The organism is Pseudomonas stagnisoli (assembly GCF_048595745.1).
GTDB classification, from domain to species: Bacteria; Pseudomonadota; Gammaproteobacteria; order Pseudomonadales; family Pseudomonadaceae; genus Aquipseudomonas; species Aquipseudomonas alcaligenes_A.
Window position 1 is genome coordinate 391,136 of sequence record NZ_CP184361.1, and the last position, 26,359, is coordinate 417,494.

At 54.9% G+C, this 26,359-nt stretch carries 16 protein-coding genes and 3 pseudogenes; 13 read left to right on the forward strand and 6 right to left on the reverse strand.

Annotation, left to right across the window (positions count from 1 at the left end):
* Window positions 1–3: 3 nt before the first annotated feature.
* Both ACOAPY_RS01820 and ACOAPY_RS01825 read right to left on the reverse strand, forming a co-directional pair.
* Window positions 4–1,971, reverse strand: a complete 1,968-nt coding sequence (locus ACOAPY_RS01820; RefSeq protein WP_465154818.1) for a BCCT family transporter — start codon at window positions 1,969–1,971, stop codon at window positions 4–6.
* Window positions 1,972–2,084: 113 nt separating this feature from the next.
* Window positions 2,085–2,555, reverse strand: a pseudogene (locus tag ACOAPY_RS01825) (magnesium chelatase subunit ChlI family protein); the annotation flags it as partial.
* Between the two features lie 83 nt (window positions 2,556–2,638).
* Here ACOAPY_RS01825 and ACOAPY_RS01830 point away from each other — a divergent pair.
* From ACOAPY_RS01830 to ACOAPY_RS01845, 4 genes are read left to right on the forward strand one after another with little or no spacing between them, the layout of a single operon-like run.
* The gene (locus tag ACOAPY_RS01830) at window positions 2,639–4,732 is read left to right on the forward strand and encodes a hypothetical protein (RefSeq protein ID WP_465154819.1); all 2,094 of its coding nucleotides are present in this window, start codon (window positions 2,639–2,641) and stop codon (window positions 4,730–4,732) included.
* Window positions 4,732–6,687: a site-specific integrase gene (locus ACOAPY_RS01835; protein ID WP_465154820.1), complete on the forward strand. Its 1,956-nt coding sequence runs from the start codon at window positions 4,732–4,734 to the stop codon at window positions 6,685–6,687. The genes ACOAPY_RS01830 and ACOAPY_RS01835 overlap by 1 nt, the downstream gene beginning before the upstream one ends.
* The gene (locus ACOAPY_RS01840) at window positions 6,680–7,186 is read left to right on the forward strand and encodes a hypothetical protein (protein ID WP_465154821.1); all 507 of its coding nucleotides are present in this window, start codon (window positions 6,680–6,682) and stop codon (window positions 7,184–7,186) included. Before ACOAPY_RS01835 ends, ACOAPY_RS01840 begins: the two co-directional genes overlap by 8 nt.
* Window positions 7,183–8,553, forward strand: coding sequence for a tyrosine-type recombinase/integrase (locus ACOAPY_RS01845; protein WP_465154822.1), 1,371 nt, complete (start codon window positions 7,183–7,185; stop codon window positions 8,551–8,553). The genes ACOAPY_RS01840 and ACOAPY_RS01845 overlap by 4 nt, the downstream gene beginning before the upstream one ends.
* 41 nt (window positions 8,554–8,594) lie before the next feature.
* On the opposite strand, the gene ACOAPY_RS01850 is transcribed toward ACOAPY_RS01845, so the two are convergent.
* Complete coding sequence (locus ACOAPY_RS01850; RefSeq protein WP_465154823.1) at window positions 8,595–8,879, reverse strand: helix-turn-helix domain-containing protein; 285 nt, start codon at window positions 8,877–8,879, stop codon at window positions 8,595–8,597.
* 114 nt (window positions 8,880–8,993) lie between these two features.
* Here ACOAPY_RS01850 and ACOAPY_RS01855 point away from each other — a divergent pair, with 114 nt between their 5' ends.
* On the forward strand, window positions 8,994–9,398 hold the full coding sequence (locus ACOAPY_RS01855) for a hypothetical protein (RefSeq protein WP_465154824.1): 405 nt from the start codon (window positions 8,994–8,996) through the stop codon (window positions 9,396–9,398).
* A gap of 1,027 nt (window positions 9,399–10,425) precedes the next feature.
* Here the strand turns inward: ACOAPY_RS01855 and ACOAPY_RS01860 are convergent.
* The 3 genes from ACOAPY_RS01860 to ACOAPY_RS01870 all read right to left on the reverse strand — a co-directional run bounded on the left by ACOAPY_RS01860 (window position 10,426) and on the right by ACOAPY_RS01870 (window position 11,909).
* Window positions 10,426–10,647: an AbrB/MazE/SpoVT family DNA-binding domain-containing protein gene (locus ACOAPY_RS01860; RefSeq protein WP_465154825.1), complete on the reverse strand. Its 222-nt coding sequence runs from the start codon at window positions 10,645–10,647 to the stop codon at window positions 10,426–10,428.
* A 167-nt stretch (window positions 10,648–10,814) separates the two neighbouring features.
* Window positions 10,815–11,321: an HAD domain-containing protein gene (locus ACOAPY_RS01865; RefSeq protein WP_465154826.1), complete on the reverse strand. Its 507-nt coding sequence runs from the start codon at window positions 11,319–11,321 to the stop codon at window positions 10,815–10,817.
* A 231-nt stretch (window positions 11,322–11,552) separates the two neighbouring features.
* Window positions 11,553–11,909 carry a histone-like nucleoid-structuring protein, MvaT/MvaU family gene (locus ACOAPY_RS01870; protein ID WP_465154827.1) on the reverse strand — a complete coding sequence of 119 codons (357 nt, stop codon included), beginning with the start codon at window positions 11,907–11,909 and terminating at the stop codon, window positions 11,553–11,555.
* Window positions 11,910–12,379: 470 nt separating this feature from the next.
* Between ACOAPY_RS01870 and ACOAPY_RS01875 the strand changes: the two genes are divergently transcribed.
* The 8 genes and pseudogenes from ACOAPY_RS01875 (at window position 12,380) to ACOAPY_RS01910 (ending at window position 26,300) form a co-directional block, all read left to right on the forward strand.
* Entirely contained in the window at window positions 12,380–13,954 is a 1,575-nt protein-coding gene (locus ACOAPY_RS01875; RefSeq protein WP_465154828.1) for an nSTAND3 domain-containing NTPase, read from the forward strand.
* Between the two features lie 196 nt (window positions 13,955–14,150).
* Window positions 14,151–16,271 carry a hypothetical protein gene (locus ACOAPY_RS01880; protein ID WP_465154830.1) on the forward strand — a complete coding sequence of 707 codons (2,121 nt, stop codon included), beginning with the start codon at window positions 14,151–14,153 and terminating at the stop codon, window positions 16,269–16,271.
* An 846-nt stretch (window positions 16,272–17,117) separates the two neighbouring features.
* Entirely contained in the window at window positions 17,118–18,125 is a 1,008-nt protein-coding gene (locus ACOAPY_RS01885; protein ID WP_465154831.1) for an AraC family transcriptional regulator, read from the forward strand.
* A 439-nt stretch (window positions 18,126–18,564) separates the two neighbouring features.
* Window positions 18,565–20,469 (forward strand): DUF1302 domain-containing protein, encoded by a 1,905-nt coding sequence (locus ACOAPY_RS01890; protein ID WP_465154832.1) that lies wholly within the window; start codon window positions 18,565–18,567, stop codon window positions 20,467–20,469.
* A 29-nt stretch (window positions 20,470–20,498) separates the two neighbouring features.
* The gene (locus ACOAPY_RS01895; RefSeq protein ID WP_465154833.1) at window positions 20,499–21,872 is read left to right on the forward strand and encodes a DUF1329 domain-containing protein; all 1,374 of its coding nucleotides are present in this window, start codon (window positions 20,499–20,501) and stop codon (window positions 21,870–21,872) included.
* 464 nt (window positions 21,873–22,336) lie between these two features.
* A pseudogene (locus tag ACOAPY_RS01900) lies at window positions 22,337–24,238 on the forward strand (hypothetical protein); the annotation flags it as partial.
* A 111-nt stretch (window positions 24,239–24,349) separates the two neighbouring features.
* Window positions 24,350–24,538 (forward strand): annotated as a pseudogene (locus ACOAPY_RS01905) (response regulator transcription factor); the annotation flags it as partial.
* 181 nt (window positions 24,539–24,719) lie between these two features.
* Entirely contained in the window at window positions 24,720–26,300 is a 1,581-nt protein-coding gene (locus ACOAPY_RS01910) for a GMC family oxidoreductase (RefSeq protein WP_465154834.1), read from the forward strand.
* The last annotated feature ends 59 nt before the right edge of the window (window positions 26,301–26,359 follow it).

Here is a 26,359-nt window from a genome sequence, read left to right on the forward strand (position 1 = left end):
GTTTCAGCGCACCAGGTGCAGGTAGTGCATGTGCTTCTCGTACTGGTCGAGGATGTCGTCGATCACCGCCTCGCGTACCCAGCCCATCACGTCGTAGTCCTGGCCGCCCTCGCGCAGGTGGACTTCGGCGCGGAAGTACTTGCGCTCTTCGTTGCCGTCGTCGCCGGTGTCCCGCAGGGCGAAGCTGGGCTGGGCGAAGGCGCGCGGGCGCACCTCGTAGCTGAAGTCGGTCTCGCTGCCATGCGCCACGGCCAGGCGCACGCGGCCGTCGGCGCCGCTCTCGACCGTCGCCGGCAGGCCCTGCTTGCGCAGTTCCTCGGCCACCGCCTGGCAGGCCGGCTGCACCACTTCGTCGATGAAACGGGTGACGTGGGCGCGGCGCGGGAACATCGCCAGGTTGCGCAGGCGACGCTGCCAGCCGCCATGCTGGCGGGCCAGCGGGCGTGAACCGTTGAGCGCCTGGAAGCGCACGCCGCGCTTAGTGGCGTCCAGTTTCAGTGCGCGCAGCAGGCCCCAGATGGCCGCCAGCAGGACGATGGAGAAGGGCAGGGCGCTGGCGATGGTGGCCGTCTGCAGCGCCTTGAGGCCGTCGGCCAGGAGCAGGGCGATGGCCACCACGCCGATCAGGATCGACCAGAACAGGCGCTGCCACAGCGGCGTGACGGTCCTGCCGCCTGAGGCCAGCATGTCCACCACCAGGGCGCCGGAGTCGGCCGAGGTGACGAAGAACACCACCACCATGGCCACCGCGACCAGCGACAGCAGGTCGCTCAGCGGGAACTGTTCGAGGAAGGCGAACAGCGCCAGCGAACTGTCGGCATTCACCGTCTCGGCCAGGCCGCCCAGGCCCTCGTTGAGCACCATATGAATGGCGGTGTCGCCGAACACGGTCATCCACAGCAGGGTGAAGCCAGCCGGCACGAACAGCACGCCGCTGATGAACTCGCGGATGGTGCGGCCACGCGAGATGCGCGCGATGAACAGGCCGACGAAGGGCGACCAGGACAGCCACCAGCCCCAGTACAGCAGGGTCCAGCCACCGATCCAGTCGGTCGGCTCATAGGCGTAGAGGTTGAAGGTCTTGCTGACGATCTCGGAGAGGTAGGCGCCGCTGTTCTGCACGAAGGTCTTGAGCAGAAACACGGTCGGTCCCAGCACCAGGACGAACAGCAGCAGGAACACGGCCAGCGCCAGGTTGAGCTCCGAGAGGATGCGGATGCCCTTGTTCAGGCCGCTCGCCACCGACAGCGTGGCCAGTGTGCAGATGGCGGCGATCAGGCCGATCTGCACCGGCGTGCTGACCGGCAGGCCGAACAGGTGGTGGAAGCCGCTGTTGATCTGCAGCACGCCGTAGCCCAGCGAGGTGGCCACGCCGAACACGGTGCCGAGGATGGCGAAGGTGTCCACCGCATGGCCGATGGGGCCGTGGATGCGCTCGCCGATCAGCGGGTAGAGCGCCGAACGCAGGGTCAGCGGCAGGTCGTGGCGGAAGCAGAAGAAGGCCAGGATCAGCGCGACGATCGCGTAGATCGCCCAGGCGTGCAGGCCCCAGTGGAAGAAGGTCAGCTTCATCGCCTCGCGCGCAGCCTGCGCCGTGCCGGCCTCGCCCACTGGTGGGGCGGTGAAGTGCATCAGGGGTTCGGCCACGCCGAAGAACATCAGGCCGATGCCCATGCCGGCGGAGAACAACATGGCGAACCAGGTGGTGTTGCGGTACTCGGGCTGGCTGTGGTCGGGGCCCAGCTTGAGGTCGCCGTAGCGGCTGACGGCGAGGAATACGCAGCAGATCAGGATCAGGGCGACGGTGAGGACGTAGAACCAGCTGGCCTTGTCGATGATCCAGCGTTGCAGCCAGGCGAACTGGTCTTGTGCATGCTCCGGCAGCAGCACGCTGTAGAGCACCAGGGCGAGGATGAGAAGGGCGGAGCCGAAGAATACCGGCCGGTTGAGCGAAGACGAAGATGCCTCCATTGAGCTAGCTCTCCTTGTTATCGGATGGGCCGCCAAGGGCGGAAGGCCAGCCATGCTAACACAGATCGATAGCTTTTTTCTCTGAGGAGTCCTCTCCTGATAATTATGCTGGATCAGCTGCCGCTGCTGGGACGGTACTGCAGGGCCTCGGCCAGGTGCGCGCGGCCGATCTCGCAGACGCCCTCCAGGTCGGCCAGGGTGCGCGCCACCTTGAGCAGGCGATGGGCCGCCCGCAGCGACAGGTTGAGGCGTTCGCAGGCCTGCTCCAGCCACAGCCGGTCAGTTTCGGGCAGGCGGCAATGCTGCTGCAGGCCCGGCAGATCGAGGAAGGCATTGGCGCAGCCCTGGCGCGCGAGCTGGCGCTGGCGTGCCTGGCTGACACGGGCGGCGACCTCAGCGCTGCTCTCGCCAGCCTGGCTGCTGGCCAGCAGGCTGGTGCTTTCGCGCGCCACGGTGAGGTGCAGGTCGATGCGGTCGAGCAGCGGTCCGGACAGCTTGGCGCGGTAGCGCTGGATCTGTTCCGGGGTGCAGCGGCAGCGGCCGCCGGGGTCGCCCAGGTAGCCACAGGGACAGGGGTTCATCGAGAATTTTTGTTAGTGAATCTTATTGAGGGAAATAGAAACGTAGTCGAGCATACGCGCGAAATTCGTCTGCTAGAGGTCAAAAGATGGCTAAGCGAACAAGCTCAACCCAGGGAAAAGGTTCATCCGGGAAAAAGAAATCAAGGCTGGAGCTGAAGGTAAGGAACGATGGACGCCAATCAGGGGTTTCTGTTGTTTGCTTTGACTTCCTAGTTGATTGGTTGGGTGACGACGCTGGTCTCTTCTTGAATGGTATTGCGCGTTTCTCTAGGCGTTACTCAAGTGCAGCTTCTACATACGCAGTTCGGCGCGTTCTTGAGCACTGGGCAGGCATGCATAAAACGAGAGACTGGAGTAATCCTAAAGATTCAGCTGCTGAAGACTTTAAAGTTATGCTTTCAGAGATTCGAGAAAGCTTCTATATAGAAGAAACAGCTAAAGGATTGGCGCTTACAACGACGACAAATAAATGGACAGCGTTCGTAAATCTTCTGGAGGAGTTATCAGCTGTCGGTGCAATTCCAATGGTTTTCATAGGAGCATACGTTAAAGCTCCAAGAGGTTCAGAGATATTAACCGTTAGGCAATCTGCGGTTGATGGGGTCGAAGTTGTTTCTTTGCCTAAATCGTTTAGGCCTGATAAGGATTCGTTTAATGATGATCTCCTAGAGCCGATATCTTTAACTGCATCCGATGAAAAATATCTGATCGAGTACACTACTAAGTTAAATTGCGCTCTGGCTGCAATTAGGTCATGTGCGATAGCTGATTTTAATTTATTAAAGTCTAAACAGGCGGAGGGCGCTGCTTTAATAGAGAAAACTGGTTGTGGTTATCAAATAGATATGAGAGAAAACCCGTGGCCGGTGAGATATTACGATTTCTCTGTAAGGAAGCATTATTTTGAGGCAGAAGGTGGCCACCCAAACTTGCTTGGCAATTTACTTTCAGTGGTTCACCATGAAATGGGGGGGATTCCTAAACCTCATCGGAAATTTAAGTCGAATATAAAGAACGCAGTATCTTGCAGCGGCAATTCTCATTGGCAATACGTCGCAAAATATGGGAAAAACAAGTTGATTCCATATTTAGGGCTAATGAGTAGTGAGGCTGCAGCTGTTTGTATGCTTTTATTAATGTTAGAGCATCCGAAATTTAACTCGACTTCATTGTACAGAGCCAAAGTTGAAGATAAAAATGGTTTCTCAGTCCTTCTGTCCTCGGCTGATGGTGATAATGTACGCCTCACAGTTAAGAAGCCGAGGGCTGGGGAGGAAAAGTCCGAAGTCCTGAGTGATTTGGCGAAAGATGTTATTACGAAAGTAATGGAATGGACCTCGCCAATCAGGCAGGAAATGAGGAGGCAGGGGCGTGAAGAAGAGGCATCTAATCTATGGTTGGGAATAAGCTCACTAAATTACGACCTAAAGGCTTTCTCAGAGAAAGCGCTTGTAGGGGGGCTATATGTAAACCCAGCTTGGCGTAAGAGAGGCAAGGAGGAGGTAAATACAAGGGTCTACTCATTTGTGGACAGGCATGCGGAGCTTATGCCTTGGAAGGACAAGATTAATTTCAAGGCAATTCGAGTAAATGCTGGTGTGGCGGCATATCTCAATTCTGATGGAGACTTGGTTGCTTCAGCAAAGGCATTTGGTCACAAAAATATTAAAACCACTATTAATAATTATATCCCGCTAGCGTTGCAGCGTGCTGTATTTGAGCGGCAAATCCGCAGGCATCAAAATTTTCTAATAACATCAGCAATGCGTGAAGAAAGCGAAATGCTGAGGGTTTCAGATTTCAGAACAATAGAACAGCTACATGAATACCTTAAGTCATCTAGTAGTTACTTGTTCGACTCTGAGCTAGAGGTGCAAGCTCGTGAGAGCGAAAAGCCTGTTGTCGATTCTGCTGTTTTGTCTAGGCTCGTACTAGCAAACGATCCCGAAGCTCTTGCAGTTGCAATGCTCTATCGTGACTCCCTCGATAAAGCAACTCCCTCGTTTATCAATAGGCCAGATAGCCTTACTGGAGTTGCGCCAAAATTTTGGATGGAATTTATTGATGCAGTAGTGGTGCCTCTTCCTTTAGCGCTGAGCGATCTAAGTAAGCTTGTCCAAAAGGCGCTTGCTAGGAAAGCAACAATATCTTCTATGATTATTCTTCCAGAGATAGGCTGATGAGCAATAGGGAGCTGCCATTCGGGATTATAGACTTCTTCAAGAGGACAACTAGGAAGATAGATAATCTATACAAGCCGGCATGGTTACTTAGTGAGTTGAGTAGTCCAATATGGATCATCGATGCGGGTACTGTTGTTCGAACTGTAGATGGAGCTATCAAGGGCGGAGTGCGTCTTAACTGGAACAGATTGTTGCCAGGAGGAAGCTTCACAAGCCCTATCTACGCTGTTCCTTTGGAGCAGGCACGAATGATGGTTGTCTACGCTCATGATGGGGCACTTACACTCTCCAAGTCATTAAGAGGAATCGGTCACTTTCATCTATATATTTTATGGCTTGCCGAGTTTCTTGCTGTTCGTTATGGGGATAGTTTTATTGATGAGGGATTTTCCATTTTTGGGATGGATGACATAGTTGAGTTTCTCGGGGCTGCTGAAGAGGGTGGTGTTTGTGGTACTGGTGCTTTTATTCAGCGGTGGGAAAATTTCCTCACTGTTTCTCAGGAGGGTAGTGGGGCGGAATCGCTTACAGAGCATTTAGAAAATATAGGTGCACTGGATAAATCCGGCGCAATCAAATTGCGTTTCGCGGCAGACGCTTTAGGCATTGATTACTTCCGTTTATCTCAGTCTGCCGAGTTTAAAAATCACATATCTCGTGTTTTTACTGATGAGCTGGAGTTTCGAGCTGAAAACTGCAGTGCAGAGAGAAAAGTAACTGCTCTTTCTAACTGGATGGTAACATTCTGTGAGGTGCTAGCTTCTCTTCCTATTCGTTCCAATTTTGAGCTGGCTGACTCTGGCTTGGTGCTGGATGTTGTACGTCCATTTCGTAGTGGAGACAACGGAAGAACAAAGACCTTGCCCTTGTCCACTGGAAGAAGTTTGATGTTTGGCTGTGCCAAGTGGATGATCGATACATATCCTGTACTCCTCAATTATTACAGTGAAATCATTCCTCTTTCATGCTCAATTAAGAAAAGCTCAAACTTTTCAGCTTTTTCGGCGCTGTATATGTCGGAAGAAATTGTTCCGCTCCCAGTTGGGCTAATTTCCTCCTTTAACGTATACAAACGAATGCAGGCGGACCCGCTTCTCTCTGAGGCAAGAGTTAGAACCAAATTCCCCTTTTCCATTTTTATGTTGAGGATTCACACAGCAGTTTGCTTCTGCTTAATTGGTGTGCTCTCTAGTTGTCGCAGAAGTGAGTTGGTGGAGCTAGAAAGTAGAGCGAGTTATTCGGTTCATGGGAAATATTTCCTTTCAGTTTTGTTGAGAAAAACTGGCTTTGATAGCATTCGGGCTTCTATGCAGAAGCCTGTTCCGCGCCTTGTTGATGAGTGTCTGGCTTCTTTAAATGCGCTGAAGGAAATGTTGATAAAAATTTCGCCTTCAAATGATATTTTGTTCAATTCGCAGGCTTTCTTTAAGGTTAATGTCAGGGGTTCTTTCCCATTCGATGTTACTGACGCTTATGTGGTCCTTAAAGAGTTAAGTGAATACTTAGGTCTGACTGATAACTTTGGAATGCGCTGGGTGGTGCTACCTCATCAGCTTCGCCGCTATTTTGCTATGACATTTTTTCACTTCGGGGGTTTGGAAAACTCTTTGCCTGCGCTTTCTTGGTTTATGGGGCATGAGGATATAGGTGAAACCTGGCGCTACATCAAGGAAGGATTAACAGGTAAAGAAATAAGTGCGTCTGAGGCTGCTTTAGCTACCTCAGCTGTTTGTTCTGATGATCAATCTGATGGAGTGAAAAAGCTCAGAAGTATCCTTGTTAAGCATTTCGGGACAGATAAAATCAACGTTATGCATGAGGATGAGCTAAGAGATTACCTAGAGATGTTGTCTGAAAGAGGCGTCTACAATGCTACGCCCATTCAAATAAGTGCAGGAAGGAAAAAGATTTACACGGTAGCCATTTCGATCAAGGAAAGTGTCTGTGCCTAGACTTAGTAAGGGGCAGCTTGCTCCAAGCATCAAAGGTCTATCTGTTGCTGCTGCTAGAAGTGTCGCAAATAGAGTTTCTGAATTTCATAGGCTCCGAGCTTCTTCTTCTCCATCCCGGGGTGATATATCAGTATTCACTACTGTGACCAGCTTGGCTGATTGGAGTAATGAATCGCTAGGGATCACTCCTTTGAGTCCCAAAACACTACGAAAATATGTTAATGGGCTTTATGAGGGGGGGCTCGCGCAGCTACTACGTGATGCTGCCTTGCTTTTGGGGGATTCGCAGCAGTCACTGAATAAAAAATCTACTAATGATGAGGTTTTTAAATTAAATGCTCAGTTAGCTGTTGATGCCGCTTTAGATATGACAGCTCGATATTTGGATTTGCTTGAGCGCATGAAGAGATTATCTTTGCGGTCAGATGCTGTTGGTGCCGAGCTACAGTGTCATTATCGGCGATATGATAAGCATCCGCATATTAAGGTTGTGAAATGACTTTTGTTGGCAAGCTTTGGTTAACTTCCTCTAAAGACTTCTATTTGCCCGGTTATCAGGGTCTGAAGAAATCACCTCGATGGTCTGCCCCTGACATGAGGGTTGTTTATTGGCCGAGTGGTTGTGTTTGTTGGCAGCTGAACTTATATTTATTGCATGTCAGGCGCTCAGGTAGCGCCATTTCCACAGTTAATACTTATGCCTCAGAGCTATGTTTGCTGATTCGTTTTTTGTCTGAATCTGAGTGCCCGCTTGAAGAGATAAGTGATGATGTGCTTGTTTCTTTTTCAGAGTGGCTCCTTCAGAGAAAGAAGTCTTCAGGGAATCATATAAATAGAATTATATTGCGTGTTATAACATTCCTTGAGTGGTATCAAACTTTGCTTATTGGTAGAGTTTTGGTAGGCACATTGGGGCAGGGGGGGCAGGTAACAATTACCCTGCGGTCCTTGAGGGGGGGGCGTGGTGCCGTAAGGATTCGAACCCAGCATCACGCAATGGTGCCTGCAAGTATTCCTCGTTCAGTTCATCCTGTTTCTTCTGGTTCCATTTCAGCTCTACTAGACTCGTGCGAATGGACTGCAAAAACAAATTTTCGTCGAAACCGTGATCGGTGCATGCTTGTTCTCCTCGCAGACACAGGTGTACGCAGAGAGGAACTAACTTGGATCAGCGTTTCTGATGTAATAGGCGCAGCTGGTGATCGGAAGCTGCCCGTCAGAACATCAAAAAGAAAAGGCAACCCCTACAGGTTAGTTCCCATCTCTGATGAAACACATAAAATGCTCGTGGAGTATATAGATGTTGCTCGTAGCATTCAGGTGAGAAAATTAAAGAGAAGGAAAATCGGCTATAAAGATTTGGGATGGCTTTTTTGTACTAGGGAGGGACTTAAGATGGCTCCCTCCACGGTTTCCCAGTTATTTTCTGATCTTCGGGCGGCGGCAGGTATTACTGAGCGGGTGTCTGCTCATATGTTTAGGCATCGATACATCACATTGCAGGTTATTGCAAGGCTGCGATCGTTGAGTCAACGAGGCTCAATTGGTGTTGAGGCAATTACCACTGTGCTTTCGAAAGTTGCGAGTCTCAGTGGCCACTCCTCGCTTGATAGCATGTGGCGCTATGTAGATTGGGCTTACGAACAGCTCGAGTATGAGTACAATGATTCAGCGAACGTTGCGGAGGAGGCACTTAGAGTCATCGAAGTCTTGATGGGTGATGCGCAAAGCTCCGCTAGTAAAGAGTTATCAGAGTCACTTTCCATTGTGAAAGATGCTTTGTCGCAGCTTAGAACAAAGAGCTACGAGTTACCAAGCGTTGTGGCGCATTCTCTCCGGGGCTCTGGGAATAAGCCCCGAGATTGAAGGCTTCGTATTCGCTGTTACTGATTTCTTGTTTCGAACACTCACGGCAACTCAATTTCTTGTAGTTCTGACTCAATCCGTTTGAGGATCTCTACTGCGTTAGAGTTTTCCTCTGCGTAGATGTACCCCGCAACGATAATGGTAGCTGGATGGACGCCGAGTACAGAGGCCATCTGTTCAATTTTCTCCAGCGAAGGGCTCCACCTTCCTGCCTCTAGGCTGCTGACATAGCTCTGGCTCGGGCCCATTCCTTCTTGGGGAATCTGGCGCTTGATCCGATAAGCCCGTAGGGTCGCTCCCAAGGCTTTCTTCAGTACCGATCGCATTTCATCTGCTCACAAAAGGAACGATGAAGCCTTCTCGGAGTAAGTTGGGCTATGCTATACACAGCATATTTCGGAGATTCGGCGATGTTTTTGACTCATTTGCAGGCACGAGTGATGGACGCGCATCTGTTCAGCGACGTCATCACATGGCGTTACGTCGAGCATTCAATACATCGACCTTGGCTCTATGTGGCTGCTGTAGAGAAGAATCCAGATTTTGATCTGCGGCCGATGCTGATGATCGGAGACGTTGACCTTCTCCAGTCTCTGCTGTCAGACCAAGGCAGCGGTCTACAGGTGGAAAGCATCTTGTTGGTGACACCGGATCACATGAATCGATCTGGTCGGTGGATGATGGAACCACTTGTCTCTATCGATAAATTCGTCGCACCTGATGGCGTTGCCTACGTTTATTCCGTTGAGAGTGGTCGCGTCTACGTCGAAGGAGATCCTGACGTACCTACGCGTGCTGATGCGCGGCGTGTTGGGATTTTTACGCCCGACATGCTCGATCAATAAGTTCCAGGCTCAGTTTGAGTGGAGTGGTGGCGGTAACCCGGCTGGAAGCACAAAACTGCCACTGGCTTCGCGCTCATTTACCTGGATGTCGCACGGAATGTGCTTTTTGGGGATGTACATCCGCCTGATTGGCTTGGCTTATAAGATCCACTCCAGTGGCTTAGGGTTCAGCGAACCTAGTGCTAGCTGATTCCTCGCCGCTCTAGCCCGGTGCGCTCCGTTATCACTCCGAATGTGACCCGGAGAGTGCTGATACCGACCTGGGCCAGATCCCACACAGTGGAGATGCTTAGTGTGGCCAGCCTGGCTGCTGAGCGGTAGCCAACACCCCACACACCGCTGCCAGGCTAAGCAACTTCTCCTGACGTCCCGAAGCGGTTAGGTCTCCGAGTGTATATCGACCTGCAGCAGAGTTTGAGTGCAGAGAAAGCAGAACTTCTACGCCGGACTCTTCGCATCGAGAGCGGCACGATCATGGAGTTACTGCTTGAGCACTGAATCTCGAGCTCTAACTCGTGGACAGCGTCTAATATCTGCTGCTTTGCATGCTCTGACTCTGGGGCTTGTAGAAGAAGCTCAATTTTAGCCTTAGCCAATAGTGTCATGCTTATCCCCAGCTGACGGGCTACCGCCATCACCGCACCTAAAGCGTGCTCTAAAGCCACTTCTCTACGCTCTCACACCAAATCCCCCTGGCATCCCTATCCAAAGAGGCGCAACGCAGGCTCCAAGAGATCCAACAGGATGATATCGATGCGCTGATGTCGTTCCGGATTAACGGACCAACCCGGGTTTTCTGTATCAGAGAGCGGGAGGCAATGCGTGTGCTCTGGTACGACCCTGAACACCAAGTCTGTCCCGCCCCCAAGAAGCACACTTAAACAGAGCCCACTAACGTCCCACTGAAGTAGCCTGCATTTCTTGAAAAAATCGGGGATCAGGTCAAGTGCTGGGGAGCAGCTGCTGGCCGAGAGGCGCCTATGGCGACAGGCAGGAACCGGCCAAGAGCTGCCTACGGTGATTGGTGCTATTCGCCTCCAGAACGATTCCAGTGGTCGACCAACTCATCGGTACGATCCGGAATCCGAGGTGTCTTGCTGAGTACAAGGCATCGGACATTGCCGACGTACTCCTGAATCACATAGAGAATGCCGCCAACGTCGACGCCCAACTCCTGAAGAACCTCATCTGGAATGCGGATAGCGCCATCGCCATCCCAGTCTTCGATAGTCACTTGCTTGGGGTCCATTTCCTTTCTCCACCTCTATGATCGCCTTCGGCTCGCCCCATCTTAGGGCACGCCCAGGCCGCTGCCGAGATCATGTGCTGCGGTAGTAGCTCTGGCCGTTAGCGGCCGCCAGTGAGAGGCAGCTACCGGGCACGAACACCTGATGCGGCCGAGTGGCTAGGGCTACTTCACTTATTTGGCTTGCTCAGATGGTTTCGAAGTTCATCGATGCGACCGGGTTGGGCCAAACCGTGCTGACCTTCACAGCAAACCAGATGACCCAGCTTCGTCTCTGGCCATCGATCTGAGTCATCGTCAACCGACACCCAATCTGTTAGGTGGGAGCGATCAACGTACCGGCAGATTTGTTCATACCGCGAAGCGGTATCCCACCAGCTCTCATCCAGCCAGCCTTTGCCCATTGAGCTATGCCAGGTTGCGCCGATTACCCGTGCTTTAAGCGGGACGGGCAAGTAACTTCGGGCGCGCGCAAAACCCAAGTGACGCACCCAGCTTGTGCTCAGAACCACTCGGACTTGAGGGAAGTCGTCCAGTACTTCTACCAATAAGTTAGCCCACATGAAAAGCGAGCCTTCAGCGCGCAATATGGGGCCTTTCCTAGTCATGAAGGCAGCGTCCGGATGAAGTACACCATCAAAGTCGAGGAAAAGTACTTGGGGGCTGGCTTGCTGCATCGTGAGGAGATCCGAGTTGATGGACTATCCAAAACTAGATCAGAGGGTATCAGGAGTACTCTGGGGTGGGGCTATCACAAGCTCGTCGGGCTGCTTTTGGCCGGTTAGCGCCCCATACACTGAGCAATCGCCTTATCCTCCCGTACGCGGAGGAAAATCCACGAACACCATTGCTACCTAACCCAGAAACAACAAGGGCCGCATTCGCGGCCCTATCGTGCAGCTTAAAGCTTACTGCAGCCAGCTCTCAACAGTCTCGGCGCCATACTGTTCTTTCCAGGCTTTCAGTACCTTATGGTTGCCGCCTTTAGTTTCTACAACTTCACCGTTATTCGGGTTCTTGTAACGCTTCAGAGCACGCTCACGACGAGCACCTTTCACCGGCGCTGCTGTGGTCTTGGCAGCATTCGGATCGAGGAGAGCGATAACGTTGCGCAGGGAGTAGTTGTAGTCGGCCAGCAGTGAGCGCAGTTTGGTTTCAAACTCGATTTCACGCTTGAGTTTCTCGTCGCCTTTCAGGGCTTCGAGGCGCTTTTGCTGCTCGGCGATTTGGGCTTCCAGAGCTTTGTATTCTGCAATGATTGACATTGATATTTCCCTAGTTTTTGCGGAGTGACGAAGAGTTATTAAGTAGCTATAGGGTATTTGAAACGACAGGTCGAAAGAAGCTTCCATTTTGCCTGAATTGAACGCACAAATACGATGAACCGCGCCGACTTCCCATCGACGATATTAATGTCAACGTCGTTCATCGCTGGCGCAAGGTGGTCTGAGTCGGCCAAGAAGACAGACGAGTTCATCGGCTTGCCTCTGACGATGGCTCCACCACCGGTGGCCGCCCATGACATTCGAAGTTGGCGGGTGCAGTCTTGCACGTCGAACTGCGCCGCAGAGCGACCATGATGTCCATCACCTGGCCGCGCAGCGCTACCGCTGAATTCGCTCTCTAGACCCGCAACGTCCTCGTGTGAGCAGGCTGCCATGGCGGCGCATTACGATGGATACTCGAACCATCTAACCATGTAGCAAAGAGGGAGACTTCGTTTCGACGAAGAGCCATGTCAATAGAAATCATCGGTCAACAGAAGTACCGCTTTCAGGACCATGTATGTGCACTTCTAGCTGTGCTCTCGTCTGGGAACACAGGGACTTCGCTGCAGATCGAGCCTAAGGATGGCGAAGATGCACTTCTACAAACCACAGAAGGCGGCGTCGCCAGAACGGTGGAGGTGCAGGTGAAGGGCGCAAACACTGCCATCACGCATGACGTATTGGCGGATTGGCTTGCACACTATCCAGCCTACGGTGACAGCGGATCGCTGCTAGAGCGGATTTCGAGTGATTCCAGCAGATCCGTGTTGTTTGTTGCCAGCGGCCGTTGCAACGATGCCGTCGTCCCCCATGCGGTTCCCCTGTCTGTCCGCACAACGCAAGTTCCAAAGGGGGGGGTGACAAACGCCACAGAGCACGGGATGCGGGAGGGTCTGCGCAACTACGAGACCGGCGCGTCATCAACCGACTCGAAGTTGGGCAAACGACGTCGAGCGAACATCGGGGAATGGCTTGTGGTTACGTCTGCCCCTTCACTGAAGGCAGCACTTCAGAGGGTCCTCATCGCTGAGCTACTCGACGAGCCAGAGGTGCTCAGACGCATTCGAGACAACCTTGAAGTTGTTCACCGTGTGGTTCCAGATCGGGTCGAGGAGGCGATAAGACGCATCACCGAGATCGTCGTCAATGAGAAGAAGACCGGCGTGAACGTACTGCCACAGGTAGACAGGGTCATCTCCTGGGGCTCGGCGGTAGACCCGCTGGTGGCAGCGTCATATGTTTCCAGAGGGGAGGAGGACGCCTTGCTGGACCAGCTGTCTCTGGACTCTGCACTCCTCCTCACAGGCGCCCCTCGCGTAGGAAAGACGTCCTGCGCTCGCAACTTGGCGTACTCGCTACAAAGCCAGGGCTACAGCGTTCGAATCTGTAACGACATTTCAGAAGCAGAACGCTATCTGACCGAGCCTGTCACTGGCAACCGGGCCGCTCTCGTCGACGACCCACTTGGAGGTGCGCACGCGGCAGACAACGCGGCACGTGAGCTAATGCTACTGGGCGCCTTGATCCCTAAACTTGCCAACGGCAGGAGGCTCATCGTCTCTCAAGCGCAAGACCGCCTCCTGCAAATCTCTCGATGCCAATCAGTCTCCGCCGTCCGTACGGGTAACTTGCCCTGGGTGGAGATGAGCATTGGTGCTAACGGCTTCCTGGCCGGCCTCTGGAGTGCACTGACCGCCGACTATTCCGTCCCGCCGGTTCTGGCAGCGTTGGTTGCAGAGGCCATCGAGGCCGGGCAACTTGACTTGGAATCTGGCTGCCTCGTCTACCTTGCGGCCAACCACGACCGTGTCGGCGCGGACGCTCAGCTTGCCGACGTTATCAGCCACGCGCGTCAGGACTCGAGATCTCTAGGCGACGCGCTGCGCGAGGAGCAACTCGCACCTCTGATGAGCGCGCTCGCGATCGCATCGACACCTTCCCTGCGAAGCGCCGAGCTGGAGCTGGCATTTGTGCTGGATGACAAGCGCAGCGACCGGCCCGGGGAGTCCAACGTCAATTGCACCATGTCCTCCTGGTCCTAGCCGAGTCTCGACTACGCCGCCGGCGCTGCCGCCAAGCTACGTGCCACTTCCTGCTTTGTCTGCTCAGCAGATCGGTGACTTAGATCGCCTTGAGCTTCGAAGGATGGTGAGCCGGGCATCTAGGCGCTATACCTTCAGCCACCCGTTCTACCGGGCCAGTGCCGAGTCGCTTGTGGATGCAGCCACGACCCGATCAATGGAGTCGGCGCTGTCCGCTTTGGAGCGGGCGCTGTTCACGCTCGATTCTGATACCTCACGTGCGGCGGCTACCAATCTCGGCTGGGTGTACCGAAATCTGTACACAGAGGAAGGTCGGCAAGGTGTCGTCAACATAGCGGTTCGCGGGCTGCGTTCGATCTTCCCTGTTGTACGTGATCTGTGTTTCGAGTTTCTCGCGCGCAGGCTTGCATCGCTCTCAGTGGAAGAGCAGGAAAAGGTGCCTGACTGGGTACGCAGCGTGACCGTCATGGAGCTCTCTTCCGTCGAATGGACAGAGGACGGTCAGCCACGCATCCCGTCGGCCACTTTCGGAGACCTCCTGGAGGTCGACGCCATCCCAGCATTGGTTTCCCAGGCAGAGGTGGCGGATGCGTTAGCCCTCTTCGACAGTGAGCGGCCGCACACGCTCTCCGCACACGATGCGGCAAGAGCTGTGATGCTCCTTCAGCAGTCACCGGGGCATCTGACGCTTCAGATGGCGTCTCGTCTTCTTAGCTTTGACATCTCCATGGTCCGTGCGCCAGTTGCTCATCTCTGGCTCGGTTCCCCTCGGGACGGTGACCACTTGCTGTTGCAGCGCATCTTCAATGAGCAGCACCCATCAGTCACCAAGGCCGCATACCAAGGCGTGCTGGAAGCGTGGCCAGACTGCGGTGAGGCACGCCGCGCCGCACTTATAAGTGGACTGCAGGTGATGACTGACTCCCCGATCGCCGCCGCGGTCCTCATCGACAGTCTAGTGCTCATTGCTCGCAAAGAGTACGGAGGCCCCGATACCCCTTGGCCGTTGTTTGAAGCTTTGATGCCAAAGGTTCTCCGCCAACTGCCGCTGGGCGCCTCATTCAGGGACGAGCGGCTATACCACGTGATGGATGACGCTATCGGGAACATTTCCACTCAGAGCCTTCTGGAAATCATTGACCGTTGGATAGAGTTGGTCCATCAGTACGCGTTGTCTGGCACCCCGAGCGACTACATCCTCGGCGTCACGGACATCCTTATGTCAGGTGTGCCGAGTGGCACCGGCGAGAGGGGTGCACGGATCGAACGCCTGCTTGCAGTGCCAGGCACAGCAAGTCGGATTCGTGTCGTCTCTGACCTGGTCAATGCTTGGGACGACCTGACGGACGTGGAGCGCTCGCGTCTGCTCAAGCATTTGACGACAGCGGACCTTGATGTCATGTGGCTGCAAGCATCAGCGTTGACACGCCGTGACGTTCCATCGGAAATCCAGAATGCGCTGCTTCCAGCTGGACTCACATTGGCCTCGGCGCCTGAGGAAATCATCTCTAGGCTGCCGGCTTCGCTTCTCGAAGCGTGTGTGCATGTCTTCACTGGCGACCATCCCGTCATCTACTACGTTGGTGCCCACGGATCTAGAAACACCACTTGGAATTCGGTACTCCGCAGAATCGTACGCGTGCCAGACCACAGCATGTTCGAGGTCGCATGGGAATGGCTGTCATTCATGGGCAAGGAAGGGGAACTGGCGGATGTGGCACATGCGCTGGGTGGCGCCCATGCAGAGCGTTTGGCCGGCCTTTTGCTCGAGCGCAAACAGCACACGACGGGCGAGTTCATGGCGGACGTCTGGAACGTGCTCTTCGGACTACCCGTGAGCGAAGACGTGAAGTCAGATTGGCTTGCCCGGATGGCGGCCCTCGCACCCAACGCCCTGGATTCCTTGGACGAGCACAAGAGTTGGATCCCTGAGTCGCATCGCGAAGAGTTCCTGTCGCATTTCAAAAGCGACCGTGAACTGCTGGAGTTGGCTGTGACCTTTCTGAGGGTGCTGAAGGTCGTTCAAGATGGAGATGATGCTGGCGAGGAGAATAAGGTCGAACACGAAGAACTGCTCACCACAGGCCCACAGCTGAAATCCGAAATGCTGAGGCTGATCGAAGTAGTGCTCGACAGAAATCCCCCGAAGCACTGGCAGACGTATGACATCGTCCTCAAGTTCATGGAACTGGGCAAGTTCTCGAATGACTTCTTCAAGAAGAAGGTCCAAGCGCTTCGCTCGCGTGCTATCGAGCTGTCCCAGGATCGTCCAGCAAGGCGAAGGCAGACTCCGAAAAACTGGGAGGGACGCTCCTGAGTCGGCCCTGAAGCCCCTGCCATCAGCATGAATATCGGCCTTGTGTGTGGCGGCCCTTCGCAAGCTTGCTGTATGGAACAAGAACTGGGTTACTCCGGCCAGCGACAGAACCGCTGCAAGCTCTGTCGTCAAGCAGGCCCTCGATCCGTTCGCCAGCCTTACCCAGGCCTCACGTTTTTCTGCCGCGTAGTCGTGATGCCGATAATTCCAGGGGTAAAAAGGGACAGATTTATTTACTGGGTGATCGTCCGCTTTTGGCCGGGAGCTGCCTGTCACCAACGCCTACTTCCGGCCAAACGCTATCTTGAGGAGTGGCTGAAACGCCTCATAGCTGCTTTTGGATCGGTTGCCCAACAATTTCTGCGAGACGAAGGGGGATTCACGGGAGGCTGGGCCGAAACCAAGCGCTTAGCAGTTGACGTTGGTGGCTATATGAGTATTCGCATGAAAACCGTCAGGCGTTCGCATAGTCCGCCGCTAGGGTCCTGAGCCCTTTGGCCTTTGCCTCGCTCTACCCAGTAAGCGGACAGCGGCCAATCAGGCGCTCAGAGCGAATTCTATAGTCGCCCTATAGTCGATTATAAATAGCTATAAACCTCATTCTAGAGCGGCTTAAGTAACCTCTGTAACTGGCAGAGTGAAGAGCAATTGGCCTCGTTGTTGGCTTTTACCATCCGGGTTCTACCCCATTTATTAATCTTAACAGAGTCGACTGTGTGTGGTTGAATCGCCCCGATTCTCCTAGATACTCTCCAAGCTCCGCCTCTAGAAATTATCATTTGCAACTATGCACATATTCAACGATAGGGCTCAGGCCGCTTGGATATTGATCGGATTCCAGTCAACATGACTACTCTTATTCGGACCACTTCCTTTTGGGGATTTAGTGAGCTTGTGAGCCAGTTGGGTGGTCAGCCCGAGATTTTTTTGCAGCGCTACCACATTGATCCCCGATTGCTTGGGGATGAGGACGCACGCGTTCCGCTTCGCTCGTTTATTGAGGTGCTGGAGAACGCAGCGTCGGTTCTGAGTTGCCCTGATTTCGGGTTGCGTATGGCCCACTATCAAGATGTGCATGTACTTGGTCCTATTGCTTTGATCGCGCGCAGTGCTGCTACTGTGGGGCAGGCTCTGGAGGAAATAGTCCGTTTCATCGGTTATCACAGCCCAGGAATTCGTCTTGAGCTAGACAGCAGCGAGCCAGAGACATCACGATTGCGCATCGATATTCGTTTGCCGGGTGCTATACAGCCCCGACAGCTACAGGAGTTAGCTCTCGGGGTGGCGCACAACACTATGAAGCTACTTTGTGGCTCAAGCTTCAGGGCTCAGGCCGTTCTTTTGCGGGGCATCAGCCCATTACCCATTACCCGTTATCGACGTTACTTCAACGCTGGCATTTTAAAAGGCCAGGATTGCAATGCTCTGGTTTTTCATCGTAGTCAGCTAGAGCAGGCCATCGAGCTTAGAGATCCGCTGCTTTACCGCACCTTGGTTCAGTACCTCAGTGCTTATGCCGCGCGGCCTAAAGACTTGCGCTCTCAGGTGGAGTTTCTCATCCTGCGTATGTTGCCGACCCAGCGATGCCGCCTGCCACTTGTGGCCGAACAGCTGGGGTTGCACGAGAGGGTGTTGCAGCGACGTCTGGCGGAACAGGGGTGTGGATTCGACGACCTGTTGGAGGGCTTGCGCAAGGAGCGAGCCGACTGTTATCTGGCTGAGCGGGACATGTCGATGTCGCAGGTCGCCGGCTTGCTTGGTTATAGCGAACAGAGTGTGTTTAACCGTGCTTGCCGGCGTTGGTTCGGCATGGCACCACGGGCGCGGCGCCGCAAGCTGTTGGAAAGAGAATAGCTCCAATTGCTACTGGCTCGACTGTGCTGAGACCCTAGGTACAGCTGGAGATTCCAGTGGTCGCCAATCTGTGCGAAGTGAAGGCCAAAAGGTGCTGATCAATACGGAATTCCACAAGTCGGCCAGGCAAGCATCTTCCAACAAGCTTATATCCGTATCCTATATCAAGGCGCGATTCAACACCGGTCAGCCGCTCTTCTGCTACGCGGTCCATAGCAATTCGTACAGTGGCCCCGTCAACCTGTTACCACCTTACACCGGCAGTGTGTGGCAGGATTGAAAGTCTATTGCCACTCAAGTTGTGAGGTCTAAATCACCGAAAAAGAACCACGGACTCATTACAAAGTATGAGTCTAAGGATCACTCCTTCGCCCGTTACCCGATCCGTGACGATTGATTACTTTTGCCGTCGATCAATCACCACATACAGGGGTAGCGCATGATTACAACAACAAGGCGCGCAATTTTTCGGCCGCATGCACTGGCGGCAGCAATCGCAGTGGGCCTATCAAGCGGGGTGCAAGCCGTAACCTTCAACATTGGCGAGATCGAGGGCAACCTTGACTCCTCGCTTTCCGTTGGGGCTAGTTGGTCGATGCGGGGCGCTGATCCGGAGCTGGTAGGTGGCCACAACGGTGGTAAGGGACTGCTTCAGGCATCCGACGACGGCCGTCTGAACTTCAAGAAGGGTGAAACCTTCTCCAAAATCTTCAAGGGGATCCACGATCTCGAACTTAGATACGGTGATAGTGGTGTTTTTATTCGCGGCAAATATTGGTACGACTTCGAGCTGAAAGATGAGCACCGTCTATTCAAGGATATCGACGACCATAACCGCAAAGAGGCTGCCCAAGCGTCTGGCGCTCAGTTTCTCGACGCCTTCGTCTACCACAATTACTTCTTTGGCGAGCAACCGGGATCCGTTCGTCTGGGCAAACAAGTCGTAAGCTGGGGCGAGAGCACCTTCATCCTCAACTCGATTAACGCGATTAACCCAATCGACGCAGCAGCCTTCCGCCGGCCCGGGGCGGAGATCAAGGAAGGCCTGATACCGGTAAATATGTTCTATGTCTCGCAGAGCCTGACCGAGAACTTGTCCGCCGAGGCCTTCTACCAGTTGGAGTGGGATCAAACTGTCGTCGACAACTGCGGAACCTTCTTCGCTCAATACGACAATGTGGCCGATGGGTGTGACGGTAGTCTGAATGTCCTGACACCCGCGTTGGCTCCCTTCGGCAATGCGCTCGGTTACCAGGCAACCTCGGAAGGCGTAATCGTGCCTCGTAGCGGTGACAAAGACGCACGTGATAACGGTCAATGGGGGCTGGCTCTGCGCTATATCTTCGAGCCACTGGATACCGAGTTCGGCGCTTATGCAATGAACTATCACAGCCGAACACCGTTCTTCAGTGCCAGAGCTGCAGGGCAAGCTGACTATTTGGAGTCCCTCAATGCGGTGCTGGGCAATATCAGTGGGGTTCCAGGTGGAGTGCCAGGAATAGCCATTGGCAATGTGGCGGGTGGCAGCGAATACTTCATGGAGTATCCGGAAGACATCCGCCTGTATGGCTTGAGTTTCGCTACCACCCTGCCTAGCGGCACTGCATGGTCTGGCGAGATCAGTTACCGCCCGAATGCTCCGGTGCAGCTCAACACCACCGATGTGACCTACGCACCGGTTCGCGGTCTTGCGCAATTCGATTCCGCGTTCAGCCAGTATTCACTGCTGGGCGGCGATCCAACTTCGATTCCCGGCAGTACCGTGCATGGCTACAACCGCAAGGAAATCACTCAATTCCAGAGCACCTTTATCCACTTCCTTGATCCGATGATGGGAGCCGCGCGCGTGACCCTAGTGGGGGAAGTTGGCGTGGTACATGTGGGCGGGTTGGAAAAGACCTCGGAGGCACGGTATGGCCGCGACTCAGTCTATGGTCCGGGCGAGTTACCCGGTGACCTGGCTGGAGGCGTACCTAGCTGCACGGCGATCAACGCCGGAACTTTCGCTGGCACACCGGCCTCGGCCTATGCCAGTGCGCATTGTAACGATAAGGGTTTCGTAACCAGTACAGCGTGGGGTTATCGCACCCGTGCCGTCTGGGACTACAACGACGTGTTCGCCGGGGTGAACCTCAAGCCAAGCGTTGCCTTCTCGCATGACGTCGATGGCAATGGTCCCAACGGTCTCTTCACCGAAGGTTCCAAAGCCATCAGCCTGGGCTTGGATGCCGAGTACCGAAATACCTATACCGCCAGCCTGTCCTATACGGATTTCTTCGGCGGCGATTACAACACCTCGATTGACCGCGACTTCCTGGCACTCAGCTTCGGTGCGAGTTTCTAATCTAGGGCGCAATAAGAATGGATATAACGATGATCACAACGAAGTCCTTAATTCATACCGGTGCTCTCGCACTCTCTCTGCTGGCTACCAGCGTAATGGCCAAGGTCTCTCCGGATGAAGCTGCCAAGTTGGGCACTAGCCTGACACCTATTGGTGCCGAGAAGGCCGGAAACGCCGATGGAAGTATTCCCCAATGGGACGGCGGTTTGCCAATCAACGCTGGCGCTGTTGATGAAAAAGGTTTCCTTGCCGACCCCTATGCCAGCGAGAAGCCGCTGTTCGTCATCACGGCGAGCAATGCCGAGCAGTACAAAGACAAACTGTCGACCGGTCAGCTCGCGATGTTCAAGAGATACCCGGATACCTACAAGATGCCGGTGTACCAGACTCATCGCAGTGCAGTTCTGCCTAAGGATATCTATGCGCTCGCCAAGATCAGTGCACTCAACACTGAAGGCGTCGACGGCGGAAACGGGCTTAAGGGTTTCGGCGATAGTCGCTACTACGCTTTCCCAATCCCGAAGAGTGGTGTCGAGGTGGTGTGGAATCACACCACCCGTTACCGGGGCGGTAACATCAAGCGTTATGTAACTCTCGTCCAGCCACAGGTCAACGGCACATTTAGCACGGTTCATCTTACCGACGAGGTCTCTTACCCCGCTAATCTTCCGGACTTGGATAAGCGCAAAGCAGAGAATATCTTGTTCTACTTCATCCAGCGGGTAACTGCACCTGCCCGCCAGGCGGGTAATGTGCTCTTGGTTCACGAGACGATCGACCAAGTCAGGGAGCCACGTATGGCCTGGCTGTATAACTCTGGGCAGCGCCGAGTTCGGCGCGCACCTCAGGTGGCCTACGACACTCCGCAGACCGCCTCCGAAGGTATGTCCACCACTGACAACTACGACATGTTCAACGGTGCCCCGGATCGTTACACTTGGGAGTTGGTTGGCAAGAAGGAGATGTATATCCCCTATAACAGCTATAAGCTGGACTCGCCAGACCTGAAATACGGAGACATCCTCAAGCCCGGACACATCAACCAAGATCTGACCCGCTACGAGAGGCACCGCGTCTGGGAGGTGGTGGCTAAACTCAAAAGTGGGGAGCGCCACATCTATGCCACTCGTCACATGTACTTCGATGAAGACAGCTGGCAGCTCGCGTTAGTAGATCACTACGATGGGCGAGGGCAACTATGGCGCGTAGGTGAGGGGCACACTCAGCAGTACTACCATAAGCAAGTACCAGGCTATACCGCCGAAACACTGTATGACCTTATTTCCGGCCGATACTCTGTGTTTGGTCTGAAGAACGAGGAAAAACAGAGCATTGAGTTTGGCGCCAAAGCATTTGCCGCCAGCTATACCCCGGCAGCATTGCGTCAGGCCGGCGTGCGCTGATAATTCCATTGCTCTTTGTGCTACTCCATTTTTAGGCGGCCCTAGGGCCGCCTTTTTTCCGTATTTGCCAAGCAGCGCCATGCTCTGCAAGGATTGTTCACTTCTGAACAAGAAGGTCGAACGCATCCATGGCACCCTCGCCGCTACCATCCTTACGTCCAGCCGACTTGCCGCGTGTACCTCCGGGCCATCTTTCCCGCCCACGCTTGCGTGACGCCTTGCTGCAGGCCAGTTGCCGCCTACGCTTGTTATGCGCCCCAGCCGGCAGTGGTAAGAGTGTATTGCTCAGCGAGTGCGTGCTACTGAAGCCAAAAGACACTGGTACAGCGTATCTCGACCTGCGCGGTTCATCATTGAGTACCGAGTCCTTTGTGCGACGCTTGGGAGCGGCCCTGGGCCTTGGTGAGGTCCCCCGGGGGGTCATTGGGCGCCACCTGCAGGATCAAACGCAGCCGCTCTGGCTGATGCTCGACGATTATCCACGCCTCCCCGACGCCTCGCTCGATCTGCTCCTGAACGAGCTAATTCTTGCCTCGTCAACCACAGTGCACTGGTGGATCACTAGTCGGCGTCGACCACAACTGCAGCTAGCCAGGCTGCTACTGGATGGAGAACTATTCGAGCTGGGTAGCCAGGAGTTGGCATTCAACGAAAACGAACTGGGAGAGCTGTTGCAGCTCGCAGGCCATCAATGGTCAAGGTCAACCCAGCTGGAGCTACTGGAGCAAACCCATGGCTGGTGTGCGGGGCTGCGTGTGCGCCTGCATGGCTTCAAGCCCGGACAGTCGTTGGCGGCCGACGGTAACGGAGGACTGCTTCTGGACTACCTCAAGCGCGAAGTGCTGAATGAGCTGCCTGATGATTGGCAGCAGGCTCTCTACACTCTGGCGCAGTTCCCCGCCTTTGAGCGCGAGATGTGCGATCACCTGCTCGGCGCTGGTGAGGGCGTGCAACTGCTGGAGCAACTACGCGAAGCGGGGCTTTTCATTGAGGTGGCAGACCAAGACGGCAGACGGCTACGCGTACAGCCAGCCGTGGCCCCCTTCCTGGCCGGGCAGTTGCCAGGCAGTATGACCAAGGCTTTATTTCGCAAGGCGTGCCAGTGGTACATCAGTCGCGAGGAAATCCGCCCTGCGCTGGAGTACGCGCTTAAAGCGGATCAGCCAGAAGTGGCTGCCAGCTTGATGCAGCGCTACACCCAGGATCGTCTGCTCCAGGGTCGCGGCCTTGCTCTGCTGTTGGAGTGGCGCCGTGAACTGCCGGCCCCTCTGCTCAGCAGCACCCCTCAACTGACTCTGCTCAATGCCTGGGCCTTGCTACTCAGTGGCCGGCTCGACGAGGTCCCGGACTACATCGCGGCGCTAGAGCAATTTCTGCCGCAACCCGACGCGCGACATCAACAAGAATTGATTGCGGAGTGGAAGGCTTTAGCTGGCAAGCTGGCTTTTCACAGCGGCGATGCTGAGCGAGCTCGCATTCTGCTGGCTGAGGCTGTCGACGAACTGCCTGAAAGGTCTTGGGGGCAGCGCCTTCTCTGCCATCTGGCACAGATCGATCAAGCACTTATTGAGGGGCGCTTCGAGGTGGCCCAAGAGCTCAACCGCATTTCCATTAAGCAGGCTCGTGAGCACGCCAGCCTGGCCTTCGAAAGTCTAGTGGCGCTCGAGCACGCTAAGTTGCTGGAAATCCGTGGTGAGCTGCTACGCGCAGAAACCCTGCTCAGCCGCCTGTATACCGAGCTGTCTGACGCCAGGGGTGACACTGAGCCCAGCCCAATGCGCGGTCGTACCCAACTGCTGCGCGCGGGCCTACTATTGCAACGTGGTTGCTACCAAGAAGCCGAGGCTGCCTTTACTTCAGGTTTGCGGGAGTGTCAGTCCTGTGCAGACCCGGCCGCCGTTTGGGGCCACCTGGGCTTGGCGGAGCTGAGCGGTCTGCACGGCGATATTGCGGACGCCTTCGCCCGTATTGCCGATGCCGAGCGTCTGATGCAGTACAGCCACATCAACGTGCAGCTTTATCAGGGCTTGCTATTGCTGGCCAAGGCGCGACTGTGGCTGGGCCAGGGCCGTCATGCTCAGGCCGAAAAGGCCCTGCGCGCCTTGCTGGAAGGTGGAGCGCAACTGCCACCATTTGGCGCCCCCGAACTCCAACTGCGTCTGCGTCTGGCACTGACCCAGGCACAGCTTGCCGGCGATCAGCCGGAGTTGGCCCTGGCCAACCTGAACGTGCTGCTCAACCAGGCAATGTCCGAAGGTCGCCGCCCGCTAGTCTGCGAGATAGGCTTTAGCCTGGCCGAGGGCCTGCATGCCAACAACAGGCAAGCGCAAGCCAAGCAGGCTCTGCTCGATGCCCTAGCACTGGCCCGGCAGATAGGCTTGGCCAGCGTTGAACGAGCCTTTGCCCAGCGCAATCCGGCCATGATGCGCTGGGCCGCTGAGAGCGGCGGCTCAGGTGACGGTAGCCCTGCTGCCCTGTTAAGCCGGCGTGAACTGGACGTGCTCAAACTGATTGCCCAGGGGTACTCCAATCAGCAGATCGCCGATAGCCTGTTCATTTCTCTGCACACGGTGAAAACTCATGCCCAGAACATAAACTTTAAGCTCGGCGTGGCGCGCCGAACCCAGGCTGTGGCGCGTGCCAAGGAGCTTGGTCTGGCCGGCTAAACCCGATTCGGGTATCTCTTGCACTTCGTCTTATGCGCGGCGCACCCACGCGAAAAATTGCGTGCTGCTTGCCTGGAAAGTCGTCATAAGTCAAAAAATAGTCGCCGTTAGTCAATAAAGAGCCTGTCACATCCACTGAGAATTCCACTGTTCTCCTCGCCACCAATCGAGACCTGCACAGATGGAATTCGACTACATCATCGTCGGCGCCGGCTCTGCCGGCTGCGTTTTGGCCAATCGACTGAGCGCCAACCCGAACATCCGCGTCTGCCTACTGGAGGCTGGACCAAACGATACCTCGCCGTTGATTCACACGCCGGTGGGTGTCGCCGCAATCCTGCCGACTCGCCACGTCAATTGGGCCTTCGACACTGTCGCGCAACCCGGACTTAACGGCCGCGTTGGCTATCAGCCACGGGGTAAGGTGCTGGGTGGCAGTAGCTCGATTAACGGAATGATCTATATCCGTGGCCACCGCAGTGACTTTGATGACTGGCAAGCATTAGGCAATCCCGGCTGGTCCTTCGCTGATGTGCTGCCGTACTTTCGCAAAAGCGAGATGCACCACAGCGGTAACAGTGAATTCCATGGCGGCGAAGGCGAACTCTACGTCGGTCGAGCCCACCGTCACGCCGCCACCGAAGCTTTTGTCGAAGCCGCAATTCAGGCTGGCCATTCCTACACACCGGACTTCAATGGTGCGCAACAGGAAGGCGTTGGCTACTACGACGTAACCATCCGTGACGGGCGCCGCTGGAGCACTGCCACCGCTTTCCTCAAACCGATCCGCCAGCGCGAGAACCTCACAGTACTCACGGGTGCCCATGTCGAGCGCGTATTGTTGCAAGGCAAGCGAGCTGATGGCGTGCAAGCTCTGATCAAAGGGCGGCGCATGCAACTGAAGGCCCACAAAGAAGTGCTGCTGGCCGCTGGTGCTTTCGGGAGCCCACACTTGCTAATGCTATCTGGCATAGGCCCGGAGGCTGAGCTGAAGCCATTGGGTATGGCTGTGCAGCACGAGCTGCCAGGTGTGGGCCAGAACCTGCAGGATCATCCGGATATCGTACTCTGCTACAAGAGTCACGATACCTCGCTGTTGGGCATCTCGCTCGGCGGTAGCATGAAGATGGGCAAGGCTCTGTTCGAGTATCTGCGCAACCAAAAAGGTCCATTTGGAAGCAACTGTGCCGAGGGTGGCGGCTTCCTCAAAACAGCCCCCAACTTGGCGCGCCCAGATGTCCAGTTGCACTCGGTAATCGGCACTGTCGATGACCATAACCGCAAGCTTCACTGGGGGCATGGCTTCAGCTGTCATGTTTGTGTACTGCGGCCAAAGAGTATCGGCAGCGTCGGCCTTACATCTGCGGACCCCAGCGCTGCACCGCGGATCGACCCCAACTTCCTCGGTCACGACGACGATGTGCAGACGCTTCTCAAAGGCTATCGTATCGCCCGCGAGATAGTCGCGCAGGCTCCCATGGCGCGCTTTGGTCTCAAGGACATATACAGCCAGAACCTGCACAGTGATGAACAACTGATTGAATTGCTTCGTCGCCGTACTGACTCCATCTATCACCCGGTTGGAACCTGCAAAATGGGCCAGGATGAGATGGCTGTCGTCGATAGCCAGCTGCGAGTGCACGGCATTGAAGGTCTGCGAGTGATAGACGCCTCCATCATGCCGACCTTGGTCGGTGGCAACACCAACGCAGCGGCGATCATGATCGCCGAGCGCGGTGCCGAATGGGTAGCCTCTGCCTGAAGAGAGTAACAGTACAGAAAGGGATCCGATGCAGTCATCAGTGCCGTGGATCCCAGTCA